General features: G+C 39.2%; 18 protein-coding genes and 2 tRNA genes. 18 read left to right on the top strand and 2 right to left on the bottom strand.

Translation table 11 applies throughout. The features are described 5' to 3' along the window. The first annotated feature begins 28 nt into the window (after window positions 1-28). On the top strand, window positions 29-457 hold the full coding sequence (locus DZB84_RS21775; protein ID WP_116354404.1) for a S1 domain-containing RNA-binding protein: 429 nt from the start codon (window positions 29-31) through the stop codon (window positions 455-457). A 169-nt stretch (window positions 458-626) separates the two neighbouring features. Here DZB84_RS21775 and DZB84_RS21770 read toward each other — a convergent pair. Then, a tRNA-Glu gene (locus DZB84_RS21770) sits at window positions 627-698 on the bottom strand. Between the two features lie 9 nt (window positions 699-707). Further along, window positions 708-784 (bottom strand) — tRNA-Met (locus DZB84_RS21765). A 493-nt stretch (window positions 785-1,277) separates the two neighbouring features. Here DZB84_RS21765 and spoIIE point away from each other — a divergent pair. From spoIIE to lysS, 17 genes are all read left to right on the top strand, one after another. After that, window positions 1,278-3,764 (top strand): stage II sporulation protein E, encoded by a 2,487-nt coding sequence (gene spoIIE / locus DZB84_RS21760; protein ID WP_116354403.1) that lies wholly within the window; start codon window positions 1,278-1,280, stop codon window positions 3,762-3,764. 76 nt (window positions 3,765-3,840) lie between these two features. Further along, window positions 3,841-4,581 (top strand): vWA domain-containing protein, encoded by a 741-nt coding sequence (locus DZB84_RS21755; protein WP_116354402.1) that lies wholly within the window; start codon window positions 3,841-3,843, stop codon window positions 4,579-4,581. Next, complete coding sequence (locus DZB84_RS21750) at window positions 4,547-5,575, top strand: protein kinase domain-containing protein (protein WP_116354401.1); 1,029 nt, start codon at window positions 4,547-4,549, stop codon at window positions 5,573-5,575. Before DZB84_RS21755 ends, DZB84_RS21750 begins: the two co-directional genes overlap by 35 nt. A gap of 57 nt (window positions 5,576-5,632) precedes the next feature. Further along, window positions 5,633-7,024: a tRNA lysidine(34) synthetase TilS gene (tilS, locus tag DZB84_RS21745; RefSeq protein ID WP_116354400.1), complete on the top strand. Its 1,392-nt coding sequence runs from the start codon at window positions 5,633-5,635 to the stop codon at window positions 7,022-7,024. A gap of 14 nt (window positions 7,025-7,038) precedes the next feature. Beyond that, the gene (hpt, locus tag DZB84_RS21740) at window positions 7,039-7,578 is read left to right on the top strand and encodes a hypoxanthine phosphoribosyltransferase (protein WP_116354399.1); all 540 of its coding nucleotides are present in this window, start codon (window positions 7,039-7,041) and stop codon (window positions 7,576-7,578) included. A gap of 129 nt (window positions 7,579-7,707) precedes the next feature. Continuing rightward, on the top strand, window positions 7,708-9,645 hold the full coding sequence (gene ftsH / locus DZB84_RS21735) for an ATP-dependent zinc metalloprotease FtsH (protein ID WP_116354398.1): 1,938 nt from the start codon (window positions 7,708-7,710) through the stop codon (window positions 9,643-9,645). A 158-nt stretch (window positions 9,646-9,803) separates the two neighbouring features. Then, the gene (locus DZB84_RS21730; RefSeq protein ID WP_116354397.1) at window positions 9,804-10,577 is read left to right on the top strand and encodes a type III pantothenate kinase; all 774 of its coding nucleotides are present in this window, start codon (window positions 9,804-9,806) and stop codon (window positions 10,575-10,577) included. A 40-nt stretch (window positions 10,578-10,617) separates the two neighbouring features. After that, window positions 10,618-11,496: an Hsp33 family molecular chaperone HslO gene (gene hslO / locus DZB84_RS21725; protein ID WP_116354396.1), complete on the top strand. Its 879-nt coding sequence runs from the start codon at window positions 10,618-10,620 to the stop codon at window positions 11,494-11,496. 20 nt (window positions 11,497-11,516) lie between these two features. Continuing rightward, the gene (locus DZB84_RS21720) at window positions 11,517-12,440 is read left to right on the top strand and encodes a peptidyl-prolyl cis-trans isomerase (protein ID WP_116354395.1); all 924 of its coding nucleotides are present in this window, start codon (window positions 11,517-11,519) and stop codon (window positions 12,438-12,440) included. 114 nt (window positions 12,441-12,554) lie between these two features. Continuing rightward, complete coding sequence (gene cysK, locus DZB84_RS21715) at window positions 12,555-13,484, top strand: cysteine synthase A (RefSeq protein ID WP_116354394.1); 930 nt, start codon at window positions 12,555-12,557, stop codon at window positions 13,482-13,484. 187 nt (window positions 13,485-13,671) lie between these two features. Beyond that, on the top strand, window positions 13,672-14,271 hold the full coding sequence (gene pabA, locus DZB84_RS21710) for an aminodeoxychorismate/anthranilate synthase component II (RefSeq protein WP_116354393.1): 600 nt from the start codon (window positions 13,672-13,674) through the stop codon (window positions 14,269-14,271). Window positions 14,272-14,310: 39 nt separating this feature from the next. Continuing rightward, a complete protein-coding gene (gene folP / locus DZB84_RS21705) occupies window positions 14,311-15,156 on the top strand; it encodes a dihydropteroate synthase (RefSeq protein ID WP_116354392.1) in 846 nt (281 codons plus the stop codon). A 2-nt stretch (window positions 15,157-15,158) separates the two neighbouring features. Continuing rightward, a complete protein-coding gene (gene folB, locus DZB84_RS21700; protein WP_116354391.1) occupies window positions 15,159-15,527 on the top strand; it encodes a dihydroneopterin aldolase in 369 nt (122 codons plus the stop codon). Beyond that, on the top strand, window positions 15,520-16,044 hold the full coding sequence (folK, locus tag DZB84_RS21695; protein ID WP_116354390.1) for a 2-amino-4-hydroxy-6-hydroxymethyldihydropteridine diphosphokinase: 525 nt from the start codon (window positions 15,520-15,522) through the stop codon (window positions 16,042-16,044). Before folB ends, folK begins: the two co-directional genes overlap by 8 nt. Beyond that, the gene (locus DZB84_RS21690) at window positions 15,996-16,208 is read left to right on the top strand and encodes a helix-turn-helix domain-containing protein (protein ID WP_116354389.1); all 213 of its coding nucleotides are present in this window, start codon (window positions 15,996-15,998) and stop codon (window positions 16,206-16,208) included. Before folK ends, DZB84_RS21690 begins: the two co-directional genes overlap by 49 nt. Window positions 16,209-16,245: 37 nt before the next feature. Continuing rightward, window positions 16,246-17,247, top strand: coding sequence for a tRNA dihydrouridine synthase DusB (dusB, locus tag DZB84_RS21685; RefSeq protein WP_116354388.1), 1,002 nt, complete (start codon window positions 16,246-16,248; stop codon window positions 17,245-17,247). 152 nt (window positions 17,248-17,399) lie between these two features. Beyond that, window positions 17,400-18,884, top strand: coding sequence for a lysine--tRNA ligase (gene lysS / locus DZB84_RS21680; protein ID WP_116354387.1), 1,485 nt, complete (start codon window positions 17,400-17,402; stop codon window positions 18,882-18,884). Window positions 18,885-19,249: the final 365 nt, after the last annotated feature.

Genomic DNA, 19,249 nt, shown 5'->3' with positions numbered 1-19,249 from the left:
TTCAAATTTAAGGAGGAGCATTTTTTTTATGTCAATCGAAGTAGGCAGCAAGGTTCAAGGGAAGGTAACAGGTATTACGAATTTCGGAGCGTTTGTGGAGCTGCCAGAGGGCTCAACTGGTCTTGTCCATATTAGTGAGGTTGCTGACAATTATGTTAAAGATATTAATGAGCATTTAAAAGTTGGCGACCAAGTTGAGGTCAAGGTTATCAATGTTGAGAAAGATGGAAAAATTGGTTTATCCATTAAAAAAGCAAAAGAAACACAACAACAACAACCACAACGTCCACGACACAATGGTCCACGCAATAACAGAAACGACCAACGTAATCAAAACAAAACTGAAAGCTTTGAACAAAAAATGAATCGCTTTCTGAAGGACAGTGAAGATCGTCTATCTTCCTTAAAGCGTCACACTGAGTCAAAACGTGGTGGGCGTGGAGCGAGAAGAGGATAACCTGCTGCTGTAGCTTAAATATATATAGATAAAGCACCCGAATTCGGGTGCTTTTTTGTGTGCTGTTTTTTAATACAGATTAAGAACAAAAAGGTAGAAGTAACAAGGTTATCTAAAATGGGCACAAAAAAAGTGCGGATAAAACATTTGTTTTACTCGCACGTTCGTATGACCCGTACGGGATTCGAACCCGTGTTACCGCCGTGAAAGGGCGGTGTCTTAACCGCTTGACCAACGGGCCTTTAAATTATGGTAGCGGCGGAGGGGATCGAACCCCCGACCTCACGGGTATGAACCGTACGCTCTAGCCAGCTGAGCTACACCGCCATGGATAAATGAGTACTGAAATACTATATCTTTTGAAACTAGTAAGTATGTTCCTTCCTCTACTAGCAAATTCGAGGATGATTAATGCGTCGGAACAACTCGCAGATGGTTCATGGAAGCTTTGCTCGTCGCTCTAGCCAGCTGAGCTACACCGCCATGTTTTCGTAATTAAAAAAGTGTTCGACAATCTCTGTCTCAAACTCTAGTAAGTAAGCACAAGTAATATAATACCTTCTGTCTATTCGTTCGTCAATATATTTTGTATGGAAGGTAAAAAATACAAAAATTCGCACTATATACACAACAAACGTATGAAATTTTTGGCAAACCTATTAAATTACAATTCTAAAATTCGCCATATGACATTTATTTTGTTGGAAAACTGGACAAGCAGTCGAATGTTTTTCTTTTTCGCTCCTGTTGTTTTGACAAAATACGAATTCTTGCAACTGTATAATAACAGACAACTATTAATTACGGGGAGTGTTTATATATGGAAAGAATAGAGAGAAATCTGAGCGGACCAATCGCAGAGGTAGACATTGGAAAAACACAGGACACTGTGTCCAGATGGTTTCATCGTTTTCAAGCTAAGCTTGTCAATCTATTTCTACTAAAAGGGCTTTTACTAGTAGTCGTTGGATTTTTATTAGGGCGGGCCCTCATCCTGAATGAATTAACCCCCTTTGCATTACCATTTTTCGCAAGCGTATTTATGATGAAAAAAGGAAAAGCGGGACTTGCGATGGCAGCTGTTATCGCGGGATCATTTACCCTTTCAGCAGATGTCACTGTTTTTACATTTCTATCAATTTCCTTTTTTCTAGTAATCTATAAAGTTCTTCAAAGGTTTAAAGTAGATTTAATCAAAGCATTACCAGTTCTGGTGTTAATTGCATCTGCCATTGCGAAGGTAAGTGTTCTCTATGTTACTCAAGGAACAGTCACCGTCCATGACGGAGTAATGCTTGGTGTCGGATCCGGCTTAGCCTTTATTTTAACCTTAATTTTCCTGCAAAGCGTACCATTGTTAACAGAGAGACGAAGGAGACAATCCTTTAAAACGGAAGAAGTTATTTGTTTGATTATCTTAATTGCCTCTGTGTTAACAGGTACCATGGGATGGCTCGTTTATGAGATGTCGATTTCCAATATACTCTCAAGATATGTTGTCCTCTTGTTTGCATTTGTTGCAGGGGCAACGATCGGGTCAACCGTAGGGGTTGTAACCGGACTTATTTTAAGTTTAGCGAATGTAACGAGCTTGTACCAAATGAGTCTTCTTGCCTTTTCTGGATTATTAGGCGGTCTTCTAAAAGAAGGCAAAAAAGGCGGCGTTGCACTTGGTCTCATTGTAGGAACGCTTTTAATTGGCCTCTACGGAGAAGGTGCAAGCCAAATCATTCCTACATTATATGAATCTGTTGTAGCCATTCTCTTATTTTTACTAACGCCTAGGAGTTTAATAAGCAAAGTGGCTAAAAATATTCCAGGAACACCTGAGCATCATGCAGAACAACAGCAATATTTACGTAAAGTTCGTGATGTAACGGCAAATCGTGTTTCACAGTTTTCAACAGTATTTGAGGCTTTGTCCAATAGTTTTTCTGAATATGGGTATCCCATTGATGAAGAGGACAAAGACCGTGAAGTCGATCTGTTTTTAAGCAATGTAACGGAAAAGACCTGTCAATCGTGTTTCAAAAAGGAGGCGTGCTGGTCCAAGAACTTTAATAAAACATATGACTATATGAAAGATATTATGCATGGATGTGATACAAATTCGCTTCAGTACAACCACAAGCTTACAAGAGACTGGGACAAACATTGTGTACGCTCGAAAAAAGTAATCGATGCCATTGAACAGGAGTTGACCTATTATCAGGCAAACCAAAAACTAAAAAAACAAGTAAAGGAGAGTCGAAAACTAGTAGCAGAACAATTATTAGGTGTTTCCCAGGTCATGAGTGATTTTGCCAAGGAAATTCAACGTGAAGGTGAAAATCATCATGTATTGGAAGAACAAATCCTAGATGCGTTGCAGTCGTTTGGTATTCAAATTGGGCATGTAGAAATTTACAGTGTAGAACAAGGAAATGTAGATATTGAATTGAGTATTCCATATTGCAATGGAAGTGGGGAGTGTGAAAAATTAATTGCGCCGATGCTATCGGATATTCTGGAGGAAACCATTCTCGTGAAAAATGAAGAATGCTCAGCCTATCCAAATGGGTATTGTCATGTAACACTTGGTTCGGCAAAGGCATATGTCATTGAAACAGGTGTCGCTCACGCTGCTAAGGGTGGCGGATTAGTATCAGGGGACAGCTATTCAACAATTGAGTTAGGCGTTGGAAAGCATGCGGTTGCCATTAGTGACGGAATGGGGAATGGTGAACGAGCCCACTATGAAAGCAATGAAACCTTGGAGTTGTTAAAGAAGATTCTTCAATCAGGCATTGAAGAGAAGGTGGCGATTAAATCTGTTAACTCCATTCTCTCCTTACGTACAACAGATGAGATTTTCTCGACGCTCGATTTAGCAGTAATTGACTTACAGGATGCAAGTGCGAAGTTCTTAAAAATAGGCTCTACGCCAAGTTATATTAAGAGAGGAGATAAGATTAGTAAAATACAGGCAAGTAATCTACCAATGGGGATCATTGAAGACTTTGAAGTGGAGGTAGTTGATGAACAATTGAAGGCAGGAGACCTATTAATCATGATGAGTGATGGGATTTTTGAAGGGCCAAAGCATGTTGAAAACCATGATATGTGGATGAAACGTAAAATCAATGAGATTCAAACAAAAGATCCTCAAGAGGTAGCGGATCTCATTATGGAGGAGGTCATTCGCACAAGGTCTGGTCAAATTGAAGATGATATGACTGTTGTTGTGACAAAGATTAATCATAATACACCAAAATGGGCAGCCATCCCTGCGTACGGATATCATAAAACGAAAAGGAAGGCAATTTGATTCTATTAAAAGGGTTTAAAAAGTAATAATCTCGTCCATCCTTATACTAATTTTACCTAGTTGGAGGGGATGAAACGTGCAAAAAGGCACATTGAAGCAAATTCTATTAATTACAGACGGTTGCTCAAATCAAGGGGAAGATCCGATTGCAATGGCTGCACTTGCTAGAGAGCAAGGTGTAACGATCAATGTCATTGGCGTAGTGGAGCAGGATACGATTGATGAACAAGGCATGCAGGAAATCGAAGGAATCGCTACGGCTGGTGGTGGAGTGAGCCAAATCGTATATTCTACTCAACTGTCTCAAACGGTTCAAATGGTAACAAGACAAGCAATGACCCAAACTTTACAAGGGGTCGTCAACAAGGAGCTCCAGCAAATCCTGGGAGCCAAGACATCAATGGAAGACCTTCCTCCGGAAAAACGCGGAGAAGTAATGGAGGTTGTAGATGAACTTGGAGAAACGGTTGATTTAGAGGTTCTCGTTCTAGTGGATACAAGCGCGAGTATGAAGCATAAATTACCAACTGTAAAAGAAGCCTTGCTGGACCTATCAATAAGCTTAAATGCGAGAATGGGAGACAATCAATTTTCTGTTTTCGTATTTCCGGGGAAAAGAGTTGAAGTTGAAAGGGTATTAGATTGGACACCGAGACTAGAATCCTTGTCTAGTATTTTTCCAAAGCTTACAACTGGTGGAATTACACCAACAGGTCCGGCAATCCGTGAGGCACTTACCTACTTCAAGAAAAAAAGATCATTAAGGAGTTTGTTGTCTCGTGATGATGAACAATACTACGAAGAGTCAGGTATGTAAGGTTTCCCCTGGTACAGTTATTACAGGAAAGTGGCATAAAAAATCATATCGCGTTGTGAGACCTTTAGGACAAGGTGCCAATGGAATTGTCTACTTAGCTGAGAGCATTGATGGCCCTGTGGCTTTAAAAATTAGTGAAAATGGCGTGACAATTACGTCGGAAGTAAATGTACTAAAGCACTTCTCTAAGGTCCAAGGCTCTGCCCTTGGGCCTTCTTTTATAGATGTCGATGATTGGATGAGACCCGGATTTTCAAGTCCTATTTCCTTTTACGTCATGGAATATATTCGTGGTGAAAGCTTTTTATCTTTTATTGAAAAAAGGGGAAAAGAATGGACAGGCATCTTATGCTTACAATTGCTTTCTGATTTAGACAGGCTCCATCAGGAAGGCTGGGTTTTTGGTGACTTAAAACCCGATAATCTACTGGTTGCGGGAAATCCGCCAAAAATCCGCTGTATTGATGTCGGAGGAACAACTGTACAAGGAAGGGCGATAAAAGAGTTTACTGAATTCTTTGACCGTGGCTATTGGGGAGCAGGCTCAAGAAAAGCGGAAGCCTCCTATGACTTATTTGCGGTTGCAATGATTATCATCAATGCTGCCTATCCAAACCGATTTACAAAAACGGATCAACCGGTGAAACAATTAAAATCTATTATTGCAAATACGGATTCGCTAAGAAAATTTGATACTGTCCTATATCATGCGATTGATGGAAAGTATCAGCGAGCAGCTGAAATGCGTAAAGATTTAGTTATGAAGTTAAGTCCAGCAAATAAGGATCACGCACCTGCACAAAAAACACGTTCAGCAAGAAAGTCACAAGCTAGGCCAAAGGCAACTAGCCAATCCCAAGCTGGATCTAATGTATCACGGGCAAATAGACGGCTAAAACCGAAGAAACAAAAAGGTGGAGTGCTCGAAACTGTATTATTACTGCTATTTGTATCACTTGGATATTTGCTTTATTTGTATGGACAAATTCTGTAAAAATAAATAGGAAAATGCTACGATATATTTAGATTTATAAAAAGGATTGGTCCGACAATGATTGAAAAGGTAAACAGGTTTATAAAAAAGCATGAATTAATTAAAAAAGGCTCAACAATAATAGTAGGGGTGTCCGGTGGTCCGGATTCCCTCGCTTTACTTCATTATTTATTTCACCAGTATAAAGAAGTAACTATAATCGCTGCCCATGTTGACCATATGTTTCGTGGGAAAGAGTCCGAAGAAGATTTATTATATGTAAAAGGTTTTTGTGAATCATTTCAGATTCCTTTTGAATCAATCCAAATCGATGTGACATCCTATAAAAAGGAACATGGTTTAAGTTCCCAAGTAGCCGCGAGGGAAGTGAGGTACGATTTTTTTAATGAAGTCATGCAAAAACATAAAGCAGATTATTTAGCACTTGGGCATCATGGGGATGATCAAATAGAATCGATATTAATGCGTTTAGTTCGAGGTAGTAAGGGAATTGGCTATGCGGGCATGCAGATAAAACGCCCTTTTTCATGTGGGGCAATTATTCGCCCGTTTTTATCTGTGACAAAAGCTGATATTGAAGAATACTGCAGGGAATGGAGGTTATCTCCAAGACGTGATCCTTCAAATGATAAAGACGACTATACAAGGAACCGATTCAGGCATCATGTTCTTCCGTTTTTAAAACAAGAAAATCCGGCAGTGCATGAACATTTTCTACAGTTTAACCAGTACATGACAGAGGACAATGAAGTTTTAGATGAATTAACCATCGAAAAAATGAATAAAGTAATGAAAAGGAATGAAGACAATGAAATAGAGATTGAAATTCCCCTCTTATTAGCGATGCCAAAATCTTTACAAAGAAGAGGGATTCAACTAATATTAAACTATCTCTACAAAGAACTTCCTCCTTCTCTTTCTGCCGTACATATCGACAATTTGTTAACCTTCTTGGCGAATAATCATCCATCTGGAGAATTGTATTTTCCCGCTGGTTTGCGAATTGTAAAATCTTATGAGAGTTGTACATATACTTATACAGATCGTAAGGAAAACGTAAGCCCCTATCGATTTAACATTGATACACCTGGGCTTTATAAACTTGAAGATGGTAGTGAAATAAAGAGTCAAGTGTGGAAGAACTATCCTAATGACTTGGTCGGAAATGATTGTTTCGTCATTGACCCAGACGACATCCAATTACCAATTTATGTCCGAACGAGAAAAATTGGAGATAAAATGAGGCTAAAAGGAATGAATGGTTCAAAAAAAGTGAAGGATATTTTCATTGATGAAAAAATACCACTTCACAGACGTGACCATTGGCCAATTGTTGAGGATGAACAAGGAAAGATTTTGTGGCTTCCAGGATTGAAGAAATCATCATATGAAGCATCATGTAAAACAAAATCGCACTATATCGTATTACAATACACGCAGAATGTTTAGGGGGCTTTAAAAGAATGAAGCAGGATATCGAGAAGGTTTTATTTAGTGAGGAAGAACTTCAGAAAAAAATCAAGGAATTAGGTAATACTTTAACAGAGGACTATAAAGACAAATTTCCTTTAGCAATTGGAATTTTAAAAGGAGCTATGCCTTTCATGGGCGATCTGTTAAAAAGAGTAGATACATACTTGGAAATGGATTTTATGGATGTGTCAAGCTATGGAAACTCAACGGTTTCATCCGGAGAAGTAAAAATCATCAAGGACTTAGATACATCTGTAGAAGGAAGAGACATTCTTGTCATTGAAGATATTATTGATAGTGGTCTTACACTAAGCTATCTTGTTGAATTATTCCGTTACCGTAAAGCAAAGTCCATTAAAATTGTTACACTTTTGGATAAGCCATCAGGAAGAAAAGCGGATATTCAGGCAGACTATGTTGGGTTTATTGTTCCCGATGAGTTTGTTGTAGGTTACGGTCTAGACTATGCTGAAAAATATCGTAATTTACCGTATATCGGTGTGTTAAAACCTGAGGTCTACTCAGAATAGTCACATTCCGAGAGAAAAACTCGGTCATTTTTGAAACCTTTTGGTTGAAAACACGTATATCATTTGAATAGCCATAATTATCTATGATACTATTTACTATAGTTTGTTCACCGCGGGAGGAGGTAAGGGATGAATCGAATTTTTAGAAATGTCATATTCTATTTACTCATATTTTTAGTCATTATCGGTGTGGTTAGCTTTTTCCAAGGAGCAGGTGGCCAGCCTGAAGTGATGAAATATGGCAAGTTTGTTCAACATCTCGAAGCCGGAGATGTAAAAAATATTACGATACAACCTGAAAGAGGCGTCTATGAGGTTAGAGGTCAGTTAAATTCCTACGATAAGGATCAATTCTTTGTCACTAACATCATCGGTAGTCAAAATGAAGTTGATCGGATTACTGAGGCTGCAAAAGCCGCAGACGTAGATATACTTAAAGCAAAGGAAACAAGTGGTTGGGTAACCTTCTTTACGTCGATTATCCCATTTGTTATCATCTTTATTTTATTCTTCTTCCTACTTAATCAAGCCCAAGGCGGCGGCAGTAGGGTTATGAACTTCGGTAAGAGTAAAGCGAAGTTATATAGCGAAGAAAAGAAAAAGGTTCGATTTAAAGATGTTGCAGGTGCGGACGAAGAGAAGCAAGAGCTTATTGAAGTAGTTGAGTTTTTGAAGGACCCACGTAAATTTGCTGATCTAGGTGCAAGAATTCCAAAAGGAATCCTCCTTGTTGGACCTCCTGGAACAGGTAAAACATTACTTGCCCGTGCGGCTGCTGGTGAAGCGGGAGTTCCGTTCTTCTCTATCAGTGGTTCGGATTTCGTTGAAATGTTCGTAGGGGTTGGTGCTTCACGTGTACGTGACTTATTTGAAAATGCTAAGAAAAATGCGCCATGTATCATTTTCATAGATGAAATTGATGCAGTTGGACGTCAGCGTGGTGCTGGTCTTGGTGGCGGTCATGATGAGCGTGAGCAAACCTTAAACCAATTGTTAGTTGAGATGGATGGATTCGGCGCAAACGAAGGAATCATCATCGTTGCGGCAACAAACCGCCCAGACATTCTAGATCCTGCCCTTCTACGTCCAGGACGTTTTGACCGTCAAATTACAGTTGACCGTCCAGATGTTAAAGGAAGAGAAGCGGTTTTACGAGTTCATGCTCGTAATAAGCCTTTTGATGAATCGGTTGATCTAAAAGCTATCGCTGCAAGAACTCCAGGATTCTCAGGTGCAGACCTAGAAAATCTACTTAATGAAGCAGCACTCGTTGCCGCTCGACAAAACAAGAAGAAAATTGATATGACGGATCTTGATGAAGCGTCAGACCGCGTAATCGCAGGTCCAGCGAAAAAGAACCGTGTCATATCGAAAAAAGAACGCAATATCGTAGCGTTCCACGAAGCGGGACATACCGTTATTGGAATGGTGCTTGATGAAGCGGATATGGTTCATAAGGTTACAATTGTCCCACGTGGTCAAGCGGGTGGTTATGCAGTAATGCTTCCTAAGGAAGACCGTTACTTCATGACGAAGCCTGAACTATTGGATAAAATTACAGGTCTCTTAGGAGGTCGTGTGGCTGAGGAAATCACATTTGGAGAAGTGAGTACAGGTGCTCATAATGACTTCCAACGTGCTACAGGTATTGCTCGTAAAATGGTTACGGAATATGGAATGAGTGAAAAGTTAGGTCCACTCCAATTCGGTCAAGCACAAGGTGGTCAAGTGTTCTTAGGACGCGACATCCACAACGAGCAAAACTATAGTGATGCAATTGCCCATGAAATTGATCTTGAGATTCAACGCTTTATTAAAGAAAGCTATGAAAAAGCAAGGCAAATTCTTACAGAGAATCAAGATAAACTTAAACTCATCGCAGAAACATTACTTGAGGTTGAAACATTAGATGCTGCCCAAATTAAGAGCTTGTTCGAAGAAGGTAAATTACCTGACCGCCCAGAAGCTTCTGAGAATGCAGTTAAACCAAAAGACGATGTAAAAGTTACGATTAACTCTAAAAAAGAAGAGGACGTAACGGAAGGCGAAAATAAAGATAAAGAATAGTAACAGCAAAAGGTGTCTACACCCTATCGTAGGCACCTTTTTTTGTGCCGTTTTTGATTCTTTAATTGTGGAATAATAAAAACGAGGTATGGTATGATGTTTGCATTAAGTTGCAAATTCGTAATTGTGCTTTTGCATTTGGGGGTAGGGGGTACCACATGATTTTTGTTTTTGATGTTGGGAATACAAATATGGTTTTAGGGGTATATGAAAATGATGAGCTAAAACATCATTGGAGAATCGAAACCAGCCGAAATAAAACAGAGGATGAATATGGTCTCGTTATAAAATCGCTATTAGCACACGAGGGATTAACGTTTAAGGATATTAATGGGATTATTATGTCTTCTGTCGTTCCACCGATTATGTTTGCACTTGAACGAATGTGTATAAAGTATTTTGGAATTAAACCGTTAGTCGTGGGACCAGGTATGAAAACGGGATTAAACATTAAATACGACAATCCAAAAGAAGTGGGTGCTGATCGTATCGTCAATGCTGTTGCGGGAATCCATCTGTATGGAAGTCCACTTATCATAGTTGATTTTGGTACTGCCACAACATACTGTTACATAAATGAGAAAAAGCAATACATGGGTGGAGCGATTGCGCCTGGAATTGCCATTTCAACTGAAGCCTTATATTCAAGGGCTGCAAAGTTACCAAGAATCGAAATAGCTCGTCCAGAAGGTGTAATTGGGCGAAACACTGTTAGTGCGATGCAGGCAGGTATATTATATGGGTATGTTGGTCAAGTTGAGGGTATCGTCAGTCGCATAAAAGCCCAAGCTGTGGAGAAGCCAAAGGTCATTGCAACAGGAGGACTTGCTTCACTGATTGCTGGAGAATCAACCGCGATTGATATTGTCGACCCATTATTAACGTTAAAAGGGCTACAGCTTATTTATCAACGCAATAAAGAAACAAAATGAAAATAACATCAGATGTGATGACACGAAAAGGAGTAAAAAAATGAGTGATTATTTAGTTAAGGCGTTAGCTTTTGATGGACAGGTTCGTGCATATGCAATTAATTCAACAGAAACAGTTGCCGAGGCCCAAAGACGCCATTATACATGGCCTACTGCGTCAGCAGCTCTTGGTAGAACGATGACAGCAGGGGTCATGTTAGGAGCCACACTAAAGGGCGATGTAAAACTCACCATCAAAGTTGAAGGTGGAGGACCAATCGGCGTTATTCTGGTAGATACAAACGCAAAAGGGGAAGTAAGAGGATATGTAACCAACCCTCAAACTCATTTTGATTTAAATGAGCATGGGAAACTTGATGTGAGAAGAGCAGTCGGAACAGATGGAACATTAACAATTGTAAAAGATATTGGAATGAGAGAGCAATTCTCTGGACAGGTACCGATTGTTTCAGGAGAACTTGGAGAGGATTTTACGTATTATCTTGTTTCTTCTGAGCAAACACCTTCATCTGTTGGTGTAGGTGTTTTAGTGAACCCAGACAACTCCATTTTAGCTGCTGGTGGTTTCCTGATTCAGCTTATGCCTGGTACAGATGAGGAAACCATTTCGCAAATTGAAAAAAGACTTCAAGAAATCGAACCAATCTCTAAGATGATTGAAAAAGGTCTTACACCTGAAGCTATTTTAAAAGAGATTGTTGGCGAAGGAAACCTTAAAATTCTTGAAAAGATGCCAGTATCCTTTGTTTGTCCTTGCTCTAGAGAACGAATTGAAAGTGCCATTATTAGTCTAGGCACAGAAGAAATTGAAGCGATGATTGAGGAAGATGGAAAAGCAGAGGCACAATGCCATTTTTGTAACGAAAAATATCATTTTTCAAAAGAAGAGTTAATAGAATTAAAAGACCAAGCAAAGTAAGGTAATGGGAGATGGGAAAAATGAATCAAAAGATATTATGGTCAGTTATAATTGCTCTCGTTATCACAAACTGTTTGTCAGTTGTGTACTTTATGACTGATAAATCAGGGGAATTGTCTCAGGAAAAGACGATTGAAGCATCCAAGCCCGTTGTTGCTAGTGGGGAAGAAGAGGTAGTGGCTACAATTGGAGAAACAGCCATAACAAGACAACAATGGTTACATGAACTTGAAGACAGATATGGGAAACAAATTTTAGAGGGAATGATTGATGAGGAAGTTGTTCGTCAAATGGCCAAAAAGTATGACATCACTTTGTCAGAGGATGCCGTTGAACGTGAATTGACGTTAATAAAGACCATGTATAATACCATCGATAATGAAAATATTGATGATAAGCATTGGCAAGAGCAAATTGAGTTAAGTATTTTATTAGAAGAGCTCTTAACAAAGGATGCGATCATATCTGAGGAAGAAATGAAACATTTCTACGAGGAAAATAAGCATCTATACGAAATTCCAAAGTCGTACCACATTTCTCATATTGTCGTGAAAACAAAAGAAGCTGCTGAACAAGTACGACAAGAGTTAGATAATGGTTCTAGCTTCGCTGCGCTTGCTATGGAGAAATCAACGGATGAGTTTTCTGCAAATCGGGGTGGGGAACTCGGATTTGTCAATGCGGAAAACGGATATGCTCCCGATAGGTATTTAGATGTGGCTGAACAATTAAAGCCAAATGAATGGAGTGAGCCTGTAGAGGTTGAAGGTGGCTATGCGGTTATTATCCTACATGAGGTAATTGATGCAGTAACATATTCATATGACGATGTTAAGGGTCAAATAAAGCGTCAAATTGCAATAGACCAGATGAATGGGGCTATATCAGTAGAACCGTTCTGGAAAGAACTTGGTGTTAAGTGGTTCTTTGAAAATCACCAATAAAATTCTTAGGGAAAAATTCACAATTTGGTAGTAGTATATTCGTTGACTTTTAGGATGGGAATTGCTAAATTGTAGATAAAACCAATAAAAATAGTAGGGATTGAGGGTGGAATCATGACAAGAGTAGCGAATTCAATATATGAATTAATCGGTCAAACACCAGTTGTAAAGCTTAATCACTTAGTTGATGAAGATAGTGCAGATGTATATGTAAAGCTTGAGTTTTTTAACCCAGGTAGCAGTGTAAAGGATAGAATTGCGTTAGCGATGATTGAAGCTGCTGAGAAAAATGGTGATTTAAAGACGGGCGACACGATCATTGAACCGACAAGTGGAAACACTGGTATTGGTTTAGCAATGGTAGCAGCTGCTAAAGGATATAGAGCAATCTTAGTAATGCCAGATACAATGAGTATGGAACGCCGTAATCTTTTACGTGCATATGGCGCTGAGCTTGTTTTAACACCTGGTGCCGAAGGAATGAAAGGTGCCGTTAACAAAGCAGAAGAGCTAGTAAAGGAACATGGCTATTACATGCCACAACAATTCGACAATCCAGCAAACCCTGAGGTTCACCGTTTAACGACTGGTAAGGAAATTGTTGAGCAAATGGGTAATCAACTAGATGCGTTTGTGGCTGGAATTGGAACAGGTGGAACAATCACCGGAGCTGGCCAAGTATTAAAAGAGAAGTATCCAGACATCCATATTGTAGCGGTTGAACCAGCTGACTCAGCAATTCTATCTGGTGGAAAACCAGGTCCACATAAAATCCAGGGTATAGGCGCAAACTTTGTACCGAGTGTATTAAACACAGAACTTTATGATGAAGTGTTTACAGTTAAAAACGAGGAAGCAATTGATACTGCACGCCGTACAGGTCAAGAAGAAGGATTCCTTGTAGGAATTTCCTCAGGTGCAGCTATTTACGCAGCACTACAAGTTGCGAAAAAATTAGGAAAAGGCAAAAAAGTCCTTGCAGTTGTTCCGGACAATGGTGAGCGTTACTTAAGTACAGTTCTTTATCAATTTGACGAGCAATAATGATAAATGTCTCAAAGAGTCTATCCTTCTGGGTTAGACTCTTTTTTTCTATCTAAGGTGTACTGAAAATTGTATATCATGTAAAATATAGAAATAGAGTCAAAGGATACTAAAATAGACGATCTAGAGTAGAAGACAAAGAGTTGAGCAAGTTGAGCAGAAAAATTTGAGTATGAGGTGAGCTAGAATGATCGTAATGATTGATAATTATGACTCGTTTACATTTAATTTAGTACAATATGTTGGAGAATTAGGAGAAGCTATCATCGTCAAAAGAAATGATGAGATCACGATTCAAGAAATTAAGGAACTAAATCCCGACTTAATTATGATTTCACCAGGCCCCTGTACACCAAATGAAGCAGGAATAAGCTTAGAGACCATTTCTCACTTTGCAGGGCGTATCCCGATTTTTGGTGTGTGCCTTGGTCATCAGTCGATAGCCCAAGCGTTTGGTGGGGATGTGATTAAAGCGGAAAGACTTATGCATGGAAAAACATCAGAGATCCAGCATGATGGTAAGACCATCTTTTCAGGGGTAGAACAACCGTTTATTGCGACACGTTACCATTCATTAATCGTAAAAAAAGAGACGCTACCAGAGTGTTTTGAGATTTCAGCTGAAACAGAAGAGGGAGAAATCATGGCAATTCGCCATAAGGAATATCCTATTGAGGGTGTTCAATTTCATCCTGAATCAATTATGACGACAGCTGGTAAACAATTAATTAATAATGTAATTGAATTATATATCAGAAGTAAAAATGAAACAGTACTACCCAAATAAGATCGACTTACTGGTAAACAGAGTAAAAGGAGATTGAAAATGGATCAAGACAGAATAACAAGACCATCGCTAACATGTGGTCCCTATCAATTAGATTTTTCCAAGAAAACAATGATTATGGGAATTCTCAATATCACACCTGATTCCTTTTCAGATGGCGGCTCTTATACTGATTTAGAGGCCGCTATCGCTCATGCGAAGAAAATGGTCACTGAAGGTGCAGATATGATTGATGTGGGCGGTGAATCGACCAGACCTGGATATGAAAGACTCGCTGATGAAGAAGAGATTGCTAGAGTAGTGCCTGTCATTAAGGAATTGGTTAAGGAAGTTCACGTACCCATTTCCATTGATACCTATAAATCCGAGGTAGCAAAGCAAGCCGTTGAAGCCGGGGCGCATATTATTAATGATATTTGGGGTGCCAAAGCAGATCCGAAAATGGCCGAGGTTGCGGCGGCTTACAATGTCCCCATTATTCTGATGCATAACAGAGATAATAAAAACTATACGAATCTTATCGATGATATGATTAGCGATTTAAAAGAGAGCATTCAAATTGTAAAGGCAGCCGGTGTGAAGGATGAAAATATTATTCTAGACCCCGGAGTAGGTTTTGCCAAAACCTTTGAGGATAATATCGAAACGATTCGTCAACTAGACCGATTTTCAGAACTTGGCTATCCAGTTTTGCTTGGAACCTCAAGGAAATCCTTTATCGGTCATATTTTTGATATGCCACCACAGGAACGTGATGAAGCAACCGGTGCAACTACCTGCCTTGGAATTCAAAAAGGCTGCGATATTGTCCGTGTCCATAATGTAAAGATGAATGCAAGGCTTGCTAAAATGATGGATGTCCTTGTTGGTAAAGGTGAAGTGTGAAAATGGACAAAATCTATGTGAACCAAATGCAATTTTACGGTTATCACGGAGTGTTTTCGGAAGAAACCAAATTAGGTCAACGTTTCTTTGTCGACTTGATGGTGGAAGTGGATGTCAAACAAGCGGGGGAAACCGATAACCTGGATTATTCCGTTCACTATGGAGAGCTTTATAACCTATGTAAGGAAATTGTCGAGGGACAACCATATAAACTATTAGAAGCTGTAGCTGAAAAAATTGCCGCGGAAATTTTAAGGCACTTTTCATTGGTCTCAAGTTGCACCATTAAAGTCATTAAACCAGACCCACCTATACCTGGGCAACTTCAATCAGTTGCTGTGGAAATCTCAAGGAGCCGACAACATGAATAATACAGCATATATCGCCCTTGGAACGAATATAGGGGAACGGGAAGAGTATTTGCGTTTTGCATTAAAAGGGATTCAAGAACGCGGTATTGTGATAATTGATTTTTCATCCATTTTTGAAACAGACCCTGTTGGATATGAGGATCAGGATTTATTTTTAAATATGGTAATCAAAGTAAGTACTGATTTATCACCATTTGAGTTATTGCAGGTTTTACAAGAAATTGAGCTTGAGTCAGGAAGGGAAAGGAAAATAAGATGGGGTCCAAGAACGTTAGACCTTGATATCTTGCTTTATAATCATGAAAGTGTTGAAACAGAGCGTCTTATCATTCCGCACCCCCGAATGACAGAGCGGGCCTTTGTGCTAGTGCCTTTGGTTGAAATCGACCAGAATCTACAAATTCCAGCAGTAACGAAGCCAATATCCTTACTACTAGACGAATTACAAGACAGAGAAGGTGTACGTATATGGAAGCGGAGAAGTGGGGAAGACGTATTCGTGCTTTTCGAAAATTAAAAGGATATACACAAGAAGGTCTAGCAAAAGACCTTGGGGTATCCGTATCCTTGGTTGGGGAAGTTGAGCGGGGAACACGAATGCCAAGTAAAACATTTTTAGAGAAAGTTTCAGATATATTGAAAGTACCAATTGAAGACTTAACCCCAAAAGGGTTAGATTAGTATACGGATTTTTATTAAATGAAGAGGGAGGGTAACTGTGCTAAAAATCGGCGATATCCATATGAAAAACCAAGTAGTTCTTGCTCCGATGGCTGGCGTATGTAACTCAGCATTCCGTCTAACTGTTAAGGAATTTGGTGCAGGATTGGTTTGTGCGGAAATGGTAAGCGATAAAGCAATCCTATTCAAAAATGCAAAAACATTGGGGATGCTCTATATAGATGAACGTGAAAAACCGCTAAGCCTTCAAATTTTTGGTGGTGAAAAAGAAACACTAGTAGAAGCAGCCAAATTTGTTGATAAAAATACAACTGCCGATATTATTGATATCAATATGGGATGCCCGGTACCAAAAATCACTAAATGTGATGCAGGGGCGAAATGGCTATTAGACCCTAATAAAATTTATGAAATGGTTTCTTCGGTAGTGGACGCAGTAGACAAGCCAGTTACCGTAAAAATGCGTATGGGCTGGGATGACGACCATATTTATGCAATTCAAAACGCTCAAGCGGTAGAGCGTGCTGGTGGGCAAGCAATAGCCCTACACGGAAGAACTCGTCTTCAAATGTATGAGGGTACGGCTAACTGGGACATTATTAAACAGGTGAAGCAATCTGTAAAAATCCCTATAATCGGCAATGGAGATGTTAAGTCTCCACAGGATGCAAGACGGATGCTAGATGAAACTGGTTGTGACGGTGTCATGATCGGCCGTGCAGCACTAGGAAATCCATGGATGATTTATCAAACAGTGAAATATTTAGAAACCGGTGAACTAACTGAGGAGCCAGGAGTAAGAGAGAAAATTGATGTTTCTATTCTTCATTTAGATCGATTAATAAATTTGAAGAATGAGGATATTGCAGTAAGGGAATTTAGAAAGCACGCCGCGTGGTATTTAAAAGGAATCCGCGGTAATGCAATAGTCCGGAATGGGATTAACGGCTGCAACAATCGAAATGAATTGGTATCACTATTACAAAACTTTGTTGAAGTAATAGAAGAAAAGCAACAAAACAGTGAGATGGTTGTTTGACATCAAAAGTTCCCTACTCTATAATACCCGTAAGTAGCCCACTGCCAGTTTTTTGCTGGCAGTTTTTCTGCTTTACGTTTATATTGGAATAGGACAAGTTATAGGTATTCGTATTTATGATAGATCATGTAACAATATAGGAGTTGATAAAAATGAATCATGAGGAATTAAATGACCAATTGATTGTCAGAAGAGAAAAGTTACATACATTGCGTGAAATGGGAGTAGACCCATTTGGTAAAAGATTCGAAAGAACACATAGTACACGTGAGCTTATCGATTTATATGATGGATTTACAAAGGAACAATTAGACGAAAAAGAGGTTAGTGTAACCATTGCGGGTCGTATTATGACAAAGCGCGGTAAAGGTAAAGCTGGATTTACTCATATCCAAGACTTAACTGGTCAAATTCAACTATATGTACGTCTTGATGCAGTTGGGGAAGAACAGTATGAGGTATTCAATCTTGCGGATCTTGGGGATATTGTCGGTGTATCAGGTACTGTCTTCAAAACAAAAGTAGGAGAGCTTTCTGTTAAAGCAAGTTCATTTGAACTATTATCAAAAGCACTACGTCCATTACCTGACAAATTCCATGGATTAAAAGACGTTGAGCAACGCTATCGTCAACGTTACCTGGACTTAATTATGAGCCCGGAAAGCAAAGAAACCTTTATTACAAGAAGTAAAATCATCAGAGCAATGAGACGTTATTTAGATGATCATGGCTATTTAGAGGTGGAAACGCCAATGATGCATTCTATTCCTGGTGGTGCATCCGCACGCCCGTTCATTACCCATCATAATGCACTAGATATCGAATTATATATGCGTATTGCGATTGAACTACATCTTAAGCGTCTAATCGTAGGTGGATTAGAAAAGGTATATGAAATTGGCCGTGTATTCCGTAATGAAGGTGTCTCTACACGTCATAACCCTGAATTCACAATGATCGAATTGTATGAAGCTTATGCAGATTATAAAGACATCATGAGCCTAACTGAAAATCTAGTCGCTCATATTGCTCAAGAAGTATTAGGCACTACAACGATAACGTATGGTGAACATGAAATTGACCTAAAGCCTGAGTGGAAACGACTTCACATGGTAGATGCAATTAAAGAGTACGTAGGGGTAGACTTCTGGAAGGAAATGAGCCTTGAAGAAGCTAGACAACTTGCGAAAGAAAATAATGTTGAAATTAACGATAATATGCAATATGGTCACATTGTGAATGAGTTTTTCGAACAAAAAATCGAAGACAAGCTTATTCAACCAACATTCATCTATGGACATCCAGTAGAAATCTCACCACTTGCAAAGAAAAATCCTGAAGATCCTAGATTTACAGATCGCTTTGAGCTATTCATCGTGGGTAGAGAACACGCCAATGCATTTACAGAGTTAAATGACCCTATTGATCAACGTCAAAGATTCGAAGCTCAGCTCAAAGAAAGAGAGCAAGGAAATGACGAAGCACATATGATGGATGAAGATTTTGTTGAATCACTAGAATACGGTTTACCACCGACAGGTGGGTTGGGAATCGGAGTAGACAGACTTGTAATGCTCTTAACGAATTCTCCATCAATTAGAGATGTATTACTTTTCCCACAAATGCGCCATAAGTAATTTTTTGAAAAAGAGTGGGTCTCCACTCTTTTTTTATGCCTTTTTGTTAAAAAGCTTTCCTAGTATAATTTTTTAATCAAAAAGTCTTGCCTAAATATTTAATAGGTGTTATATTAAGTACCTGCCGCTGAGATGTGGCGATGGAATAAAAAAGAAACAAAAAAAGTCATTGACTAACAAAATGAAAGATGATATTATTATAAAGTTGCTTCGAGAGAGCAACGCTAATAATTTCTTGAAAAGTTCTTTGAAAACTGAACACAATACAAGCGTCAACGTTAATTCTAAGTAACAAACTTATTGAGCAATCAATACTCTTATTGGAGAGTTTGATCCTGGCTCAGGATGAACGCTGGCGGCGTGCC

Source organism: Bacillus sp. HNG, assembly GCF_003400205.1.
Taxonomy (GTDB): domain Bacteria; phylum Bacillota; class Bacilli; order Bacillales; family Bacillaceae_L; genus Ferdinandcohnia.
Note: the sequence above shows the minus strand (reverse complement) of the source record. Positions and strands in the feature narration are given on the sequence as shown.

Excerpts from the sequence above, each read along its gene's own strand:
- DZB84_RS21775 (WP_116354404.1), top strand. The coding sequence starts at position 29 with ATGTCAATCGAAGTAGGCAGCAAGGTTCAAGGGAAGGTAACAGGTATT.
- spoIIE (WP_116354403.1), top strand. The coding sequence starts at position 1,278 with ATGGAAAGAATAGAGAGAAATCTGAGCGGACCAATCGCAGAGGTAGAC.
- DZB84_RS21750 (WP_116354401.1), top strand. The coding sequence starts at position 4,547 with ATGATGAACAATACTACGAAGAGTCAGGTATGTAAGGTTTCCCCTGGT.
- tilS (WP_116354400.1), top strand. The coding sequence starts at position 5,633 with ATGATTGAAAAGGTAAACAGGTTTATAAAAAAGCATGAATTAATTAAA.
- hpt (WP_116354399.1), top strand. The coding sequence starts at position 7,039 with ATGAAGCAGGATATCGAGAAGGTTTTATTTAGTGAGGAAGAACTTCAG.
- ftsH (WP_116354398.1), top strand. The coding sequence starts at position 7,708 with ATGAATCGAATTTTTAGAAATGTCATATTCTATTTACTCATATTTTTA.
- DZB84_RS21730 (WP_116354397.1), top strand. The coding sequence starts at position 9,804 with ATGATTTTTGTTTTTGATGTTGGGAATACAAATATGGTTTTAGGGGTA.
- hslO (WP_116354396.1), top strand. The coding sequence starts at position 10,618 with ATGAGTGATTATTTAGTTAAGGCGTTAGCTTTTGATGGACAGGTTCGT.
- DZB84_RS21720 (WP_116354395.1), top strand. The coding sequence starts at position 11,517 with ATGAATCAAAAGATATTATGGTCAGTTATAATTGCTCTCGTTATCACA.
- cysK (WP_116354394.1), top strand. The coding sequence starts at position 12,555 with ATGACAAGAGTAGCGAATTCAATATATGAATTAATCGGTCAAACACCA.
- pabA (WP_116354393.1), top strand. The coding sequence starts at position 13,672 with ATGATCGTAATGATTGATAATTATGACTCGTTTACATTTAATTTAGTA.
- folP (WP_116354392.1), top strand. The coding sequence starts at position 14,311 with ATGGATCAAGACAGAATAACAAGACCATCGCTAACATGTGGTCCCTAT.
- folB (WP_116354391.1), top strand. The coding sequence starts at position 15,159 with ATGGACAAAATCTATGTGAACCAAATGCAATTTTACGGTTATCACGGA.
- folK (WP_116354390.1), top strand. The coding sequence starts at position 15,520 with ATGAATAATACAGCATATATCGCCCTTGGAACGAATATAGGGGAACGG.
- DZB84_RS21690 (WP_116354389.1), top strand. The coding sequence starts at position 15,996 with ATGGAAGCGGAGAAGTGGGGAAGACGTATTCGTGCTTTTCGAAAATTA.
- lysS (WP_116354387.1), top strand. The coding sequence starts at position 17,400 with ATGAATCATGAGGAATTAAATGACCAATTGATTGTCAGAAGAGAAAAG.